11 protein-coding genes are annotated in these 16,437 nt (G+C 58.7%); 5 read left to right on the top strand and 6 right to left on the bottom strand.

What is annotated here, in order from left to right:
* Positions 1-48: 48 nt before the first annotated feature.
* Entirely contained in the window at positions 49-1,764 is a 1,716-nt protein-coding gene (locus QD461_RS16195) for a GMC oxidoreductase (protein WP_414088633.1), read from the top strand.
* 51 nt (positions 1,765-1,815) lie between these two features.
* On the opposite strand, the gene QD461_RS16190 is transcribed toward QD461_RS16195, so the two are convergent.
* Together QD461_RS16190 and QD461_RS16185 are read right to left on the bottom strand one after the other, a co-directional pair.
* On the bottom strand, positions 1,816-2,652 hold the full coding sequence (locus QD461_RS16190) for a methyltransferase, TIGR04325 family (RefSeq protein WP_414088632.1): 837 nt from the start codon (positions 2,650-2,652) through the stop codon (positions 1,816-1,818).
* Positions 2,653-2,744: 92 nt separating this feature from the next.
* On the bottom strand, positions 2,745-4,262 hold the full coding sequence (locus tag QD461_RS16185; protein ID WP_414088630.1) for an oligosaccharide flippase family protein: 1,518 nt from the start codon (positions 4,260-4,262) through the stop codon (positions 2,745-2,747).
* Between the two features lie 285 nt (positions 4,263-4,547).
* Between QD461_RS16185 and QD461_RS16180 the strand changes: the two genes are divergently transcribed.
* Positions 4,548-4,706: a hypothetical protein gene (locus QD461_RS16180; protein WP_414088629.1), complete on the top strand. Its 159-nt coding sequence runs from the start codon at positions 4,548-4,550 to the stop codon at positions 4,704-4,706.
* On the opposite strand, the gene QD461_RS16175 is transcribed toward QD461_RS16180, so the two are convergent.
* The 4 genes from QD461_RS16175 to QD461_RS16160 all read right to left on the bottom strand — a co-directional run bounded on the left by QD461_RS16175 (position 4,696) and on the right by QD461_RS16160 (position 11,457).
* Positions 4,696-5,388, bottom strand: a complete 693-nt coding sequence (locus tag QD461_RS16175; protein WP_414088628.1) for a sugar transferase — start codon at positions 5,386-5,388, stop codon at positions 4,696-4,698. The two genes, QD461_RS16180 and QD461_RS16175, sit on opposite strands and share 11 nt — an antisense overlap.
* 149 nt (positions 5,389-5,537) lie before the next feature.
* Positions 5,538-6,827 (bottom strand): glycosyltransferase family 4 protein, encoded by a 1,290-nt coding sequence (locus QD461_RS16170; protein ID WP_414088627.1) that lies wholly within the window; start codon positions 6,825-6,827, stop codon positions 5,538-5,540.
* A gap of 4 nt (positions 6,828-6,831) precedes the next feature.
* Positions 6,832-10,089, bottom strand: a complete 3,258-nt coding sequence (locus tag QD461_RS16165) for a glycosyltransferase (RefSeq protein ID WP_414088626.1) — start codon at positions 10,087-10,089, stop codon at positions 6,832-6,834.
* Between the two features lie 30 nt (positions 10,090-10,119).
* Positions 10,120-11,457, bottom strand: coding sequence for a polysaccharide biosynthesis/export family protein (locus tag QD461_RS16160; protein ID WP_414088625.1), 1,338 nt, complete (start codon positions 11,455-11,457; stop codon positions 10,120-10,122).
* 309 nt (positions 11,458-11,766) lie between these two features.
* On the opposite strand from QD461_RS16160, the gene QD461_RS16155 reads away from it, so the two are divergent.
* The 3 genes from QD461_RS16155 (at position 11,767) to QD461_RS16145 (ending at position 16,265) form a co-directional block, all read left to right on the top strand.
* Positions 11,767-12,963: a glycosyltransferase gene (locus QD461_RS16155; protein WP_414088624.1), complete on the top strand. Its 1,197-nt coding sequence runs from the start codon at positions 11,767-11,769 to the stop codon at positions 12,961-12,963.
* A gap of 209 nt (positions 12,964-13,172) precedes the next feature.
* Positions 13,173-14,153, top strand: coding sequence for a sugar-binding transcriptional regulator (locus QD461_RS16150; RefSeq protein ID WP_184706011.1), 981 nt, complete (start codon positions 13,173-13,175; stop codon positions 14,151-14,153).
* A 57-nt stretch (positions 14,154-14,210) separates the two neighbouring features.
* Positions 14,211-16,265: a bifunctional aldolase/short-chain dehydrogenase gene (locus tag QD461_RS16145; RefSeq protein ID WP_414088623.1), complete on the top strand. Its 2,055-nt coding sequence runs from the start codon at positions 14,211-14,213 to the stop codon at positions 16,263-16,265.
* Positions 16,266-16,437 lie beyond the last annotated feature (172 nt).

The following is a 16,437-nucleotide window of genomic DNA, read 5'->3' as shown; positions in this document are numbered from 1 at the left end:
CACCCGCGATGCTGCTAAAAAAATGGCAGGGCCGATGGGAAAACGACCATGACGAAGCGCGACTTGCGATCCATGCCACATGGCATTGAAATATATGCCGATATTGCCATTGTCGGCGGCGGACCGGCGGGCATTGCGATCGCGCGCGAGTTTGCCGGTACGGCAATCCGCATTCTCGTCATCGAAAGCGGCGGCTGCGAATACGAAGCCGAAATTCAATCGCTCAATGCCGTCGAAAATGTTGGCGAGCCACTCATTCAGGCGGCCACGGCGGCGCAAGGACGAGGCTATGACGGGGCGTTGGCCTGGCTAAACGATATCCCTGCCTTTGAACTCAGAAATCGCATGCTTGGCGGCAGCAGCCATACCTGGATCGGCAAGTGCGCGGCATTCGACGAAACCGATTTCACCCTCAGGCCCTGGCTCCAGCTCTCGGGTTGGCCGCTCGAGCGTAAGCAATTGCTGCCGATGCTCGAACGCGCGGGCGAAATGCTCAATCTCGGACCCAATCGCTATGACGAAAGCCTGTTTGCTCTGCTGCATACGAGCCCGGACGATCTCAGGCTTGATCGGCAGTTGCTGCGGCCATTCTTCTGGCAGTTCAGTCATATGCGCTATCCGCGAGCCGAGCCGACCCGGTTTAGCCGCCTTGCGCTCGACATCACGGCTTCGAACGTATATTTTCTGACGCATGCCACGGTCACCCAGATCAATGTGACGGGCCAGGGCCGCAGAGTAACCTCGCTCGACCTCGCAAGCTCGATCGGCCGGTCGGCGACCGTCCATGCCGATACGATCGTTCTTTGCGGCGGCGGCATCGAAAACGCGCGTCTCCTGCTCGCATCGAATGCCGTCCTGCCGGCGGGTATCGGCAATGATCATGATGTCGTGGGGCGCTATCTCTGCGATCATCCACGCACGTCCCTCTGCCGCTTTACCGGTTCGGATATCGACATGATCGCGCGGCACTTCAATTTTTATGGCCTAAAGCATACAGGGCGCACGCATTTCTACCTCAGGGGATTGTCGTTGAGCCCGGACATACAGAGGCAGGAAAGTCTCACCAACTGTGCCGCCTACCCGGTTCAGATCCACGCCCAGAATGACCCCTGGGCCGCGCTCAAGCGCTTGACCAAGGGGGTGGGCACGACGCTCAAGGGCGACCTGCTGACGGTCGCAAGATCGACGGATATGGTCGCCTGCGGCCTTTATGATCGCCTGGTACGGAAACGCGGCCTGCCGCATCGCTCGACGGAACTGCGTTTTGACGTCATGGCTGAACAGCAACTCAATTCGGAAAGTCGCATCACGCTTTCGCAGCGGCGCGATCGGTTCGGCCAACCTCTGGCACGTATCAATTGGAAGATTGGAACGCCCGAAATTGCCAGCGTCAAACGGCTTGCACTGATAATCTCGGATGAATTCACGCGGGTCGGCCTGCCGACACCGCAACTGCCGGACTGGATCATCGCAGATGCGGATAGCGACGCGACATTCATGGATATGGCCCACCCTTCATGCACCACCCGTATGGGAACCGCCCCCCGCACCAGCGTCGTCGACGCCAATGCCATGGTGCATGGCGTGGATGGCTTGTTCATCGCGGGCAGCTCCGTCTTTCCGACGCCGGGCCATGCCAATCCGACATTGATGCTGCTCGCCTTGGCGATCCGGCTCGCCGATCATCTTAAAGAGCGCCATCAAAGTGTGCGGCCGTACAATGTTCGGGTGAGTGAACCGGACCTCTCATTCCATCAGAGTTAATGCCTGTCGCGCTAAGCTGCTAGGAATTTCCCGCAACAGCGGCGAGGTGCTTTAGCCGAGTTGGAAATAGAAGCCAGCACTTTCACTGCGACCCATCTCGGGATGGGTGTCGATTGTGTGCGACAGGGAGGGAATCGTCCAGCGATCAACCTGCTTGTATCCAAGCCTTGTAATGTCTGCGATAAAGTCGACCTCGTTACGCATGTGATAAGGCACATATGACCTGCCAATTCGCTCAAGGGTGACGATGCTGCCGCCCTTACGGAGCGCGACCTTGTTCAGGATCAGGTGTTGAGGAAGCGACGGCATTTGCTGGAGGAGCCGAGACAGCGGCATATCGAGATATTGCATCAGTCCTGATCCGAGAAACAGCGGCATCCTGCCGGCGTCTTCGATCCGGTCGACAAACTTCAGATGCGCCAGGCCCTCCTTTTCAGCCAGGCTCTGACCGGCGCGAACGATCGCCGGTAGATCGTAAACAACCCACTGAAACGAGACGCTGAGAGGCAAGAGAGAACGAAAGGCGCGATATTTCGTGCCCATATGTCCGCCGGCGTCGACCAAACCATCGATGCTAGGCAGCAAAATGCGGATCCAGAACAACACTGGATAATCCCATGGCGCCACCTCGCACATCTTACCGAAGGCAACGGTTGCGATCTCGTCGTGATCATAGCCGGCGAGCGTCCGCCGTCGCGCCGCCGCCATGGCCGCGTCATAGGAGGGATACGCGCCGGTGAAGCGCCGCGGGAAAGGAAGAAGATAGCTCAGCCGTCCGCGCGCCAGGCGCAGGGGTGCAAGCCCGTGCTCGACCGTCCGCACCGCTCCCTTCGCGATAGAGCGCGCTTGAGCTGGCCAGGAGGAACCGAACCATAATGACGCCGCCATGTTACATCCCCCAATCTGTTTCCGAAACCATTCAGCGCCTCATGGAGCCGCTGTGGGCTCGTTTTGAGATCGCCGAAGCCAATCCGCCGTCATTATCGCCGGAGCGATAGAACAGAGGCCGCATCTCCGATCATCTTCTCCAGGGCAAGAAGCGTACAGACGTAGATCGCACCGCCGGAGACGACCTGCAGCATGACCGTCAGCGCGCGCTGCATGCTGAGCGATCCTGCGAAATAGCCGAGCCCATAAACGGCTGCCGCCATCGACGCGACGGCGATCGCGACATAGCCACTCTTGCGAAGGACGCGCTCCCAGCGAAGCGCGCCATAGCGTTGCTGCAGATGCATCGAGGTTGCGAAGGAAACCATGGCGGCCAGACATTGGCCCCAGGCGGCGGCCACGACACCAAACGGTGCGAGAAGCAAGATGAGCGAAACGGAAACCACCGCATTGAGAAAAAGCGTGGGGGGCATGCGCTTGATATTGCCCGACAGGGATAGCAGTGCCTCGGTCACGTAACCAGGCATCAGGAGGACCTGCTTCATGGACAGGATCACGACGAGCACCGCGGCGGGGGCCCATCTATCGCCGAGCACGATGTCCACCAGGTTCGACGATACCAACGAAAGACCGAGATAGATGGGTGTGGAGATTGTGATGAGAACCATCATGAAGACGGTCGCAGAGGGGCCGGCATCCCGAGCCGCCCGCCCATCCGGTCCCATCACGATCGCCGATCGGCGAAACAGCGTCCAGGCAAGCATCCGCGCCGGCTCGCCGATAAGCTCGGAAAAGGCCGCGACGATGCGCTCTGCGACGCGGTAATAGCCGGCCTCGGCAAGACCAAGGAAGCTGCCGATTGCGAGCGTTCCAGAGTAGGAGCGAAGAAAAAGGATGAGCCGATTGGACAGGATATGGCTTGAAAATTCAAGGATCTCACGCGCGAAAGGCCAGGTCAGATATAGTCTTGGATACCAGGACAGCACGACCACAGAGCCGCCGAGAGAGACGAGTTGCGACACAAGCCGCCCCGCCACGAGTGAAAATACATGCCATCCGAGCCATAGGCCCAACATCGTGACGCATAGGCCGGCGATTTCGCTGACAATACGGATCGCTGCCTGTTTGCGCAGCAGGCCGCGGGCAACCAGCAACCCGTCATAAACGGCATAGAGCGATGACGGCAAAAACCAGCTGCTGAAAAGGGCCAGGAGGAGCGCTTCGTGCGGCCGGTTGAAAAAGACCCATGCAGTCATGGCGCAGAGTGATCCGAGCAGAGTCACCATCATGCCGGCAATGATCGAGATCGTGCCGACCTGATCGAGTTCCCGTTCGGTACATTCGGCCTTCATGACGAACTCGCCCCATCCGCCTTCGGCAATGACAACGAGCATGACCACGATAGCGGAACTGAATGCGTACAGGCCAAACTCAGCGGATTCCAACATACGCGCAGCGACGAGAAAAATGAGAAGTTGCACGACTTGCGAGACAATTTTCGAAACGAGCGTCGACGCCCCGTCACCGATGATCGCCGGCATACGGGCACGGAACCAATTGCGCAGACCGACCCGACCGGCATGTCTTGGAGGAAACGAGAAACTGCTCATCGGCATATCATCATTGGATGCTGTTGCGCGTAAGATCCAATTTTCGCCCCTATTGGTTGAAGTAATTCCTGCGTAGACGGCATGTAACCGCCCAATCGCCTCAAGCCTTGCACCAGATAAAATGCATAGCGTTCCCATTCAGGACATGATTGCGTGCAATGAAACGCTGCCCACCGGCGACGGAAACCGGAATTAAACAATTTTTTTTCAGAGTAATTGTTATCCTGGATACCAAGACAAGATTGAATTTCTGGATAGAGGAAGAAGGGTTTGCCGGTAATTGTCATGAAAGACCATGCAGAGCCGCTTATGAACGAAGACGACCATGATCGCATCCGCCCAAGCCCATCAGGCAAATCAAACCAGAAATATCTGCTGCGCTGGGCTCTGGTGGTCTTCAGCCTTGCCGTGTGGTTTGTCATGGCTGCGCTTCTCATTTGGTAAGGCGTTCTTTTTCGTTACGTGCAAACAGCACGACGCCAATGGTTCTGACGAGAATTTTAAAGTCAGTGCGCAGCGAGCGACTGTGGAAATAGTCGACGTCGAACTGAACGCGTTCCTCATAGGTGGTGTCGGCGCAGCGGCTGACTTGCCAGAGGCCGGTAATGCCTGGCCGCAGCCCGAGGTAGCAATATAGGTTGGGGCCATAGCGATCGAGTTCCGAGACGACAACGGGCCGCGGACCCACCATGCTCATCTCGCCGCGCTGAACGTTAAACAGTTGCGGCAATTCGTCGGCGCTGCTCATGCGCAGATATTTTCCCAGCCAGTGGACGCGAGGATCGTTGGTCAATTTTTGTGTCGATAGCCACTCGGATTTTCGCGTGTCGTCGCGCGCAAGCAGCTCCGCCAACTGGTGGTCGGCATCCTTGCGCATTGTGCGGAACTTCAGGCACTCGAAGAGGCGGCCGTCGCGACCGACGCGTGTATGGCGATAAATGATGGGGCGGCCGTCAACCAGAAGCAATGCGATGGCGATGACGAGCAACGCCGGTGCCAGAAGCAATAGGCCTGCGCCGGAAAGAAGAAGGTCGACAAGGCGTTTGGAGCGGCCCAGGCGCTCGGCCTGCTTGAGGTCGAGACGCGGTCGCTCGCGATGGGCAACGCCGTCAACAGTTGATAACATATCCTGGATCCCTCAACGCTTCCATGCTTTGTTCAAAGGCTGCCAGCTACCCTTCTGCTTGACAATTGACCCTGCGGGCATCGGCCTAGTCCCAATGGCGTAGGGGGCCGGGCACAGAGCTAACCACAAGCCTCATCCGGTCTCATCGATCAGCCGATGGGAGGTTGAAAAACGCCGGGCACGGTCGATTTCGAGCTCGTACCGGCACTATTTGCACGGTCGAGAACGCGGTCGTACAGCGCCAGCAATGCTTCAAGCCATGATGCGGGCGTATGGGCCATTTCGCTGGACCGTCGGAGGCAATTCACACTCATCAAACGGAGTAGCATGTCATCGGAGGCAAGGCGGCGAATTCCGCTGGCAAGCGCCTCGACCTTGCCGCTTTGGAACGTCAATCCGCATCCCATAGCTGCCAGTTCCTCACCGAGGAGCGCCGCATCCGGCAAGATCACTGGAATACCGCTTGTCACCGCCTCGAGCGCAGCCAGGCCGAACGGCTCGGGCACGCGCGACGAAACGATCAGCGCACGGGCATCGCACAGAATGTCCCGCATCTCGTCCTTGGATTTCCATCCATGGATGACAACCTCCGGGAAGTCTCGCTCCAGGCGTATCCGACCGGCACCATCGCCGATGACATGCAGTTTCGCGCCGGCAAGCCGCGCTGCAATCGCTGCGTCCTCAAATCCCTTCTCCGGCTCCAACCGCCCGACAAAGAAGAAATTGCGCTTTTTCCACGGATCTGCCGCTCGATCGAGGAAAGGCTCAACCGGGTTGCGGATCGTCTCGATATTGGCGAGCTGGACCTGGCCGCGCAGGAAGTAGTCGCGCATGCGCTGATGCACGACGATGATATTGGCGGCAACCTCTTGAATGGGATAGTAGCGCTCCCGCATGAGATGCCTAACCGACCGCCAGAGTTTCTCGTGATAGCCGCGCTTGTCGCAGTTGGTCGTCAGGCAGCTCATCGACATAGGCGTCAAAGGGCAAACCTGATTTCTGCGATAGTTGGCGAACCCCCCGTTCGGACAGGACAGAAAATAATCATGCGCGTGCAAGACGACACGCGAACGAACCGGCCATAGGGCGCGAAAAATCGACGGAGACAGGATCTTCGACCAGCCATGGAGATGATAGATCGTACCCGGCGTATCGACGCGCGAAATGACGGCATTAAGGCCATCATGCGCATGACTGTTGTAGAGACCGCTCGTGAGAGCGCTCAGACGAGGCTGCTGCATCAGCGGTCGCGCGGCGAGATTGATGGTATCAGGCACCGGCTGATCGGCACCGGCGACATCGCCGGCGAAGAAGGTGACGGCGACACCCGCGTCCTGGAGCAGTCTGGCTGACAGGATTGCCAGGTTGGACGCTCCGCCCACCCGCGCAGAACGATCGTTGATGACGACGACGCGATCGATGCCGGGTGGGTTTGCCACTGAACTATTCCAATGCTTCGATGTTCTGGGGTGCCAATCTGCCTTTGAGAAGATCGCGCAATGCAATGAAATTGCCTCTGAGGCGCCCCTTGCGATCAACCCAGGGCTCCGGCCGCCAGACCTTGATGAGATTGGCGGTGAGATTGCGACCGATCTGCATCGTCGCTTGCCGCACACTCATGGTACGCTTGCGCATCAGATAGAGCGGGTTTGCAACCTGCGAATAGCCCAGACGGATACCACTTGATCGGCCGCCCTTCGTGCCAAGATGAACGCCTTCGAGATGCTTGACGCTGACGACCTGACCATAATGGGAAACGAGCCTGCTGAAATCGACATCCTCGAGCCAGCCATAGAACGGCAGGTTCTCGTCGAAGCGCAAGCCGGCGGCTTTGACGATAGCCATTCGGATCGCCATGTTGCAGCCATAGGCGTTATAGACCTGGCGGAACTGCAAGGTTGGCTCGGATCGACGACGGCGCTTGCCCTCCACCAAACGCAGACCGTCACGAACGGAAATGCCCGGTCCGGTGACGCCGTCGGCCAGAACCGTGCCGGTGCATATCGCCACATCCGGCTGAAGCTGAAACAGCCGCTCCGCCTCTTCGATGTAAGTTGACGTCATCAGGAAATCGTCGTCGAGGAAAAGGACGATATCGGCATCCTGTATGCTGTCGAGAATACGATTGCGTTGGCGGCACAGCCCACGTTCGCAAATGAGCACCCGTACCGGAAAGTCGAGATTTCGCAGGCAGCTGGGATCGATATCCTCGGGCGATGATAGACAGACGACGATCTCGTCGGGCTTGCGAGTTTGATTGGCGATGTGCGGGAGAATGGACGACAGGATATCGCGACGTCCCGCGCTCGCAATGCCAACGGTAATCTTCAAGGGGCGCCCCGAAACCTGGCCTGTCAGCCGCCTTGCGGACGCACGCAGCTGGCGCTCCTGCGGCTTGCGACGCCAGGGACGCGAGTGGCGGTTCTGCCGTCTTTCATAGCTGCGATTAGCGATGATGCCGAGGATGTTGATCGTAGTGGTGCCGAAGCTTGCCAGTGCGTCGGACAATCTTTCCACGGTCATCTTGTTTGTCTGGCCGACGACAACGACGATGCCCTCAAGGTAAGTGCAGATCACACGCGTATCGGCGGAATCCTCAAACGCGGACATGTCGACGATAACGACCTTATATTGCCGCCGCAGCAAATCGATCTCGGCCTTGAGCGCCGGAAGATGGCCATAGCGTTGGGAGGCTGCGACCGACTTCTCGGTCTCGTCGACCGTTACCACCGGCACGCTGCCAGGGGCATGCATGAGTTCCGCTTCCGGCTGATGATCGGCCTTGGCAACCAGCACACCGGTTTCGTGGGCAACGGAATAACGCCGCGGGACCTCGTTGATACTCAGGGCCTCCATGCCGAATTCCGTCCCGGATTCCGTGACGACGCAGCTCAGTCTCGCGTTTAGGAAATCGGCATCGATCAAGACGACCGAGGCACCTTCATGTTGGTAAAGTTGCGCGAGATTGGTCGCAATGGTGGTCTTACCCTCACCGGTGCCGACGGATGTGATGCCGATCACCATAGGCGCGTTAGGTGGAAAGGCGGAATCGATCGAGTGCTTGACGCCGCGCAACGCTTCGGAAAATTGCGAGTATGGCGTATCGAGCACGGACCTCAGAGGCAGCATTGTTCGTCGCCAGCTCGAGTTGGCCGTTGCCAGGCTTCCCGGCAGGAATGAGGGGCTTGCATAGACGGGGACATGGCCGAGCGAACCGATACCCAGTTCCCGCCGCAGCTTTTCGCTGGAGCTGACGCGCCGATCGAGGCCATCCCGCAGCAGCGCGGCCATGACGCCCGCGGCAAGGCCAAGCATCGCCGAGAACGGCAGGACGAAGGAGGATTTCGGCCATGTCTTTGCCAAGGGTATGGCTGCCGCCGTCACCACGCGGACGCTTCCGAGCGGGAAGGATTCCTTTTGCAGCGCGCCGATAAGCTGCTGCAGAATGCTCTCATACATCCGGCGATATGTGGTCGCCCTACTCTCCATTTCCGACAGCTCAACTTTCGCCAGGTTCTTATCCGTTCCGGCGTCCTTCAGCGAGGCTACCTCGTCGCTCAGAAGCTTTTCTCGCGTTTGAGCGACCTCCAGATTTGCCTTGTAGACGGCCTGAATGCGCTCAAACTCCTTACGCATGTCCGCCTTTACCCGGTCGATTTCCTGCTGCGCGGCAAGGATGGCAGGGTTATCGGCATCGTATCTGCTGGCAAGGCTGTTCAGCTTGGCCGTGGCAGCTCCCAGGTCCTCCTGAAGTTTCTGTATGCGCGGGTTGTTCATCGTCTCATCGACGTCACCCTCGACCTTGCCCCCAGCCATCAGTTGATTGAGGGTTGCAAGCTTGGCTGTTTCGGCGGCTGTCTGCGCCTTGGCCGCGACGGCCTGGCTGCTGATCTCGGATAATTGCTGCTGATCGAGGGACGAGGAGGTACTGATCTCCATGATACCGTTCTTGGCGCGGAATTCCTCGACGCTCATGGCTGCCTCGCGCGCCTGTCGTCCAACTTCGATCAAGCGCGTTTCCAGCCAATTGGCGCCGCTTTGTGCTGCCGACGCCCGCTCCGAAAGGCCGGTGCTGATATAGGCCTCGGCAATGGCGTTGGCTGCGATGGCCGCCTTCTGCGGATCGACTGAACTGTAGCCAATCTCGAGGATGTAGGACTGGCCAACGCGATTGACCTCTACCCGTGACAGAAAGGAGGCCATGGTCCGGCGCATGATGTCGTCCTCAGAGACCTCCGTTTTGGCACTGCCATCGTCGCCTCGCTTGAAAAAGCTGAAAATGCCGCGCAACTTGTCGTGCAGCATGGCCTGCCATGAAACGCCGCCTGTGATTTCCGGGTCTTCTGTCAGGTTCAGTTTCTGCACGACGGCACGCGCGATCGCCTCGGACTTGACGATCTCAACCTGGCTCGCGATTTCGGCGGCTTCGATGATGACAGTCCCGGTGAATGCATCCTGGGAAACAATACGCCCCTGATCAGGGTCCATGACGAGGCGTGTGCTTGCAAGATAGATCGGTTGGGTCGTCGCCATATATATGCCGCCGATCCCCAGCCCTACTCCCGTAAACAATGCAAAGATCAGCCAGTGCCGCTGCAGAAAGCGCCAAACGTCGCGAAACGAAATAAATTCGCCATTTCCGGCACCGTTGGCCTCCGATGGAGTGCCGGAAAAACCTTTGCCGATCTCGTGAACTACCATGACTAACGCCCCATCATCATTTGCGTAGCACTATTGGGATTGACCAACGTCGACGGACGAAACTGTCGTGCCGTCCAGACTTCCGGAAATGTTGTAGCGTACATCCAACACGTCTCCGGGCTGCAGCTCGGTTGCCTCGGTGACCTTGACGGCATCGGCCTCTTCCCCCTTTCGGGTGATCCAATATTCCAGCGGCTGAAGATCGAGTGCCTTCATGCTCTGGCTTCTTGACAGTGACGCGCCGGAGATCTGTAAAAGCTGCAGCGTCGTGTTGCGCTTGAGCTTGGTATCCTCGATTTCGCTCTCGGTAACCTGCAGCTGTTGGCCCGCTTCGGTTTTTCGCTGGCCCTTGAGATTGAGCGCATCGCGTTCGGTCTCGCTCAGCTTCTGCTTTGCCTGCATCGAGGCGACGACGAGATCCAGTTTGCCCGCCTGCATTTCGGCGACGATCCGCTCCAGGGAGGTCTTGCGCGATGTCGTCAGGATTTTCGTGTCGACCAGTTTGGAAATGTCGCTCAATTCGTCCTGCGCGATCTTCACCTGTTCATCCTGCGAGGACATTTTTTCATCGAGGATATTGATTTCATTGTGCAACAGCGCCTCCAGATCGGCAGCGGCGGCCAATTGCTGGCGCAAGGCGTCGGCTCTTGCATTGAAGAGATCGACTTCGCTTTTCATGATTTGCCAGACCGCCGAGCCCTGGGGGGCAGCCTTGACCTCCGGCGGGAAGGTGATTGCCGGTTGGTCGTCGAGTTCGGCGAGCAGGCGGGCCTGCCGAGCGCTCAGCTGCTTCAGCTGCAGCTCCATCCGACTGATCTCACCTGCGTAGCTGATCTGCTGTGCTTCCGTATAGTCGCCCGTCTGACTGGAGCGGCGCTCGCGCCCGCCTGCCATTGCCATCGCCTGCTTAACGGTCAGGCCAGGCCTGAATTCTAGCTCGCTTGGCTTTTCGACTGCACCCGACACATAGATCATCGGATACTTGACGACTTCAACCGACGCCGTCGGAGCCACCGCCAAACCGGTGATCTGCTTCAATTTCACGCCGATATCGGCGCTGATCTCCTCGACTGTCTTGTCGCTGACCTGCATTTGGCCGATCATTGGAATGGAGATCGAACCGGATTGCGAGACCAGGTATTCACCGTTCAAGGCGGTCCATTCCTTATATTCGCCGGTGCCGCTGATCCACTCGACGATGGCAATCTTCAGCCTGGCCTGTGGCCCGACCTGGTAGATGTCGCTGGCTGCAGCGTTCGCGATTCCATAGGAGCTTGCCCCGGAGAGGATCATTGCAAGCAGCCAGGGCGCCATGACCCTGTGCGAGCCGGACGCCGAACGACGAATCAAAGCGGAAACTCTGGACATGGGCTGAACTCTCGCTTGCATATTGCTCGTGCCACCGCTCAGTCGAAGGCACAGGTAACGAGATCAGCAGCAGGACACGCAGAGGTAAATCCCCTGCCGCAGCAACAGGCCTTATCACTTCTGACAGGGAGCTGGACAATCCTGCCCCCTCTTGGTCGAGAGGCCATATCCTTGTGTAGAGGCTACAACCACCGGCTAAATCTTTTGGATACTACCTTCGCCCATTTGGATGCTTCGCTGAACCGATATAGGCCCTGTCGCAAAAGTTGCTGCCTGCCCAATGTGGTTTCGGCCGACGGAGGGACGAAAATGCGCGTGGCGATCGTACATTATTGGCTGGTGGCGATGCGGGGTGGAGAAAAAGTCGTCGAGGCGCTCTGCGACATGTATCCGGATGCCGATATATTCACTCTTGTCTGCGATGAAAGCAGGCTCTCGGACAAGATACGAAAACACAAGATTATCACATCGTTCCTGCAGCGCATTCCAGGCGCGGTCCGGGCCTATCAATCGCTTCTCCCCCTGATGCCATTTGCGCTGGAAAGCTTCGACCTCACGGATTACGATCTCATCATTTCCAGTGAGTCCGGCCCGGCCAAGGGCATTATTCCACCGCCGCAGGCAACGCATGTCTGCTACTGCCATTCGCCCATGCGCTATCTTTGGGACCACTATCATTTCTACCGGTCGCATGCAGGCCTCGGCTCGCGGCTCATGATGCCGATGCTGGCGCCTTTGCTGCGCTCCTGGGACGTCAGCACCAGCCTGCGCGTCGATCGCTTCGTCGCCAACTCCCATCACGTTTGCGATCGCATCGGCAAATACTATCGGCGGCCGGCGGCCGTTGTCTATCCGCCCGTCAATGTCGATGATTTCACCCCGGCATCATCGACGGAAGACTTCTATCTCTGCGCCGGTCAGCTGGTTTCCTATAAGCGGGTCGACCTCGCGATAGAGGCGTTTACGAGGATGAAGCGCAACCTCGTGGTCATCGGCGAAGGCCGGCAACTGGAGGAGTTGAAGCGCAGCGCCGGCCCCTCCATCACTTTCCTTGGACATACATCCTTCGCCGTGCTGAAGGAGAAGCTTGCGCGTTGCCGCGCATTGGTCTTTCCAGGCGAAGAAGATTTCGGCATCGTTCCGGTCGAGGCGATGGCGAGCGGCCGCCCCGTCATTGCCTATGGGCGCGGCGGGGCATTGGAAACCGTCATTCCAGGAGTAAGCGGTGTTCTGTTCGAACAGCAATCCGCTGATGCGCTCATCGACGCTGTGCATGAATTCGAGGCCATCGAGCATCAGTTTCATCCGGCGACGCTTCTCGCACATGCTGAACAATTCAGTCGGCATCGGTTCATTGCCGGCATGCAGGCCATCATCAATGAGGAGCTGCTGACCCGCAGGGCCGACAGGCTGCGCAACCATCGCCCCATCGCGGCCATGCAGCTTGGCTTAGAAGCACAATTGCCGATCCTTGCGGCAAAGCCGCATGAGACCACGCTGCAATAGATCTCATTGGCATCAAGATCGGAACACGCCCTTGATTGTGGTTTAGCGATCAGACGGGCGCCTCGTCACGGTGCGCCAGCTCGCGCCTTGAATGGCGTGCCTGATCCGCCGCCTTGCAAGATGCGGACTGCTGTCATATCAGATCGGTGGATTGACTTTTGTCAGCTATGATGAATTATGTCAGCATCCATGATTTCTGAGAGAGCAGCATGCCGATCCGCTCCAATGACCAAATTATCCACAAGGCCGCCTGGCTGTACTATAACCACGGTATGCGCCAGGACGAGGTTGCCCAGCGCCTGGAGATTTCGCGCGCGTCGATTGCGATGTATCTGCGCAGGGCGCGCGAAATGGGGATCGTCACGATCACCACCTCTTCGGAACTCTTCTCCGACGATGTTCTCGCGCGAGAGCTGGAAGATGCAATAGGCCTGACAGCGGTCTGGATCGTGCCGGAAGACCGGCAGGCCATGGATCCGGCCGCCGAAATGCCGGTTGTGGCAGCCTCCGTCTTCCTCGAGCTTATCAACAAGGGCGACCGGATCGGCGTTGCCTGGGGGCGAACCGTCTATCATATCGCCGACGTCATGCCTTTCGCCGACCTGCGCGGCGTTACTGTCGTTCAGCTCTGCGGCAATCTTGGCGCCCCCTATTCCTATCGTCCCGACCAATGCACGACGGAAATCGCCCGGCGCCTCAATGCCGAGGGCATCAACCTCTATGCGCCCCTTGTTCTCTCCTCGGAGCGGCTTGCAGAAGAGCTGCGATCCGAGCCGGTCATTCGCGAACAGCTCGCTACGATTGCCGATTGCCAGCTCGCGCTTTATTCGGTGGGCGGCATCGAGGAAGACAGCCACCTCGTCAAGTGCGGCGCTCTTTCGGCGGAGGAAATGCATGCGATGGGCGATCAGGGCGCGGCAGGCGTCATCGCCGGACAACTCATCGACCACGACGGCCAGTGGATGGATTGCGCCCATAATCGGCGCTGCATGTCGGCGGACCTAGCCTCTATCCGGGCGATCAAGAAGCGCATGCTCGTCGTGCAGGAAGATAGCAAATTCGACCCCCTGCTTGCCGCGCTGAAAGGCGGCTTTGCCTCGCATCTCGTCGTCACCGCATCGATGGCGCGACGGCTCCTGGATCGTTGGCAGACAGAGGGGCTCGACAGGAACAGCTCGGGCAAGCCCTGAGCCTGTCACATGGCCCGCCGATCCGGAAGGGGCCGTTTCATTGGGAGGCAAACTGACATGGAAAATCTGTGGCGCGACGATGTCGCGGAAAAAGTCGTGGCCGATTATCAGACCAAGGGCGTTAATCGCGATCTTGCATTGCGCACCTATACGACACGGCTTTTGGGAGGCGAGCCTCGGCTTGTGCTGCACGGGGGCGGGAATACTTCCGTGAAGACGGAGATGACCGATCTCGTCGGCGATAACCACGCCGTCCTCTGCGTCAAGGGCAGCGGCTGGGACATGGGCACCATTGAGCCACCTGGCCTGCCTGCCGTGCGGATCGAACCACTGCTGAAGAGCCGCAAGCTCGCAAAGTTGTCGGACGAAGACATGGTGACATTGTTGCGCGCCAATCTCATCGATCCCCTGGCACCAAATCCCTCCGTGGAGGCGCTGCTGCACGCCTTCCTTCCGCACAAATTCGTCGATCACACCCATTCGACCGCCATCCTTGCCATCGCCGACCAGGCTAAAAGCAGGGAGATGAGCACCGAGCTGTTCGGTAGAAAGATGGGCTTTGTGCCTTATATCATGCCGGGATTTGCGCTTGCCAAGGCCGCGGCGGAAGTCTTCGAGCAGGATCCAACGGTCGAGGGCTTGATCCTCGACAAGCACGGCATCTTCACGTTCGGCGCGACGGCAAAAGAAGCCTATGACCGGATGATCCATTACGTGTCACTGGCGGAAGACCATGTGAAGCGGAATGGCCGCCATCCGTTCACGGCAGCCGCCCTGCCTGCAGATCTCGCAAGTCCGGGCGATATCGCATCCACGCTGCGCGGTGCCGTTGCAGTCGATAAAGGCGAAGGTCGCTTCGACCGCATGATCAGCGTATTCCGCACCTCGCCTGATATCCTCGACTTCGTGAATTCAGCCGAAGTCACTGATATGGCGGCACGTGGCGTTTCCACGCCGGATCTTTCCATCCGCATCAAGACCGGCCCGATGGTGCTGCCGGCACCGACCAAGGAAAATCTAGGGACCTATCGTGGCGTGATCGATGAGCGCGTCGCCGCCTTTGTCGCCGACTATACCGAGTATTTCCGCAGCAACGATGCCCGCGACGATGTCAAGCGCACCATGCTCGATCCGATGCCGCGCCTGACCCTGGTTCCGGGTCTCGGCATTTATGGCCACGGCCGAACCCACAAGGATGCGATGATCGCCGTTGATGTAGGAGAAATGTGGATCGAGGCGGCGCGCGATGCGGAATCGGTTGGCCGCTTCGAACCTGTCAGCCGACCGGATCTCTTCGACCTTGAATATTGGTCGCTGGAGCAGGCAAAGCTCGCCGGCGCCAAGCCAAAACCGTTCACCGGCCAGGTCGTGCTGGTGACGGGTGGTGCCGGCGCCATCGGTGCCGCCATCGTCAAGGCATTCGTAGTGGAAGGCGCTCACGCCGTCGTCGTCGACCTCGATGGCGAAAGGGCGCAGGCAGTCGCCAAATCCGTTGGCAACAGCTCGATCGGTCTTGCATGCGACATAACCGACCCGACCTCGGTTCGCGGCGCCTTCGATGCCGCCGTTGCCACATTCGGCGGTGTCGACATTGTCGTCTCCAACGCCGGCGCCGCCTGGGAAAGTCCGATCGCCACGATGGACGACGCTTTGCTGCGCAAGAGTTTTGAGCTGAACTTCTTCGCCCATCAGAGCGTCGCGCAAAACGCCGTACGCATCATGAAAGCGCAGAAGACCGGCGGCGCTCTGCTCTTCAACGCGTCAAAGCAAGCGGTCAATCCCGGTGCCAAATTCGGCGCCTATGGCCTTCCGAAAGCGGCAACGCTCTTCCTGTCCCGACAATATGCGCTGGAGCATGGTGCCGACCGTATCAGGGTCAACGCCGTCAATGCCGACCGCATCCGATCGGGCCTGCTCAACGATGAGATGATCGCCAATCGTGCGGCCGCGCGCGGCCTTTCCGTTTCGGAATATATGGGCGGGAATCTTCTTGGCCTCGAAGTGACGGCAGACGACGTCGCTCGCGCCTTCGTTCACCACGCCTTGGCGGAAAGAACAACGGCAGATGTGACGACGGTTGATGGCGGCAATATCGCCGCTGCGCTTCGCTAAGGCATGTCACGTAACAGTGTCCGGCGGTTTTCCGATGGCGACATGTCCGCACTGAAGGACCTTGAGCGCTTCTGCTTTTCTTTGGATCGCAGAAGCGTGCCATCATGCCTGCCTTGATGCATTCCGAACCAAGGCTGACATCCGTTTGATGCCGTTTAAGAGAGGCTGGCGA

The organism is Rhizobium sp. BR 314, from assembly GCF_047445805.1.
Lineage (GTDB): Bacteria > Pseudomonadota > Alphaproteobacteria > Rhizobiales > Rhizobiaceae > Rhizobium > Rhizobium lusitanum_B.
This window is presented reverse-complemented; position numbering and strand designations above follow the sequence as displayed.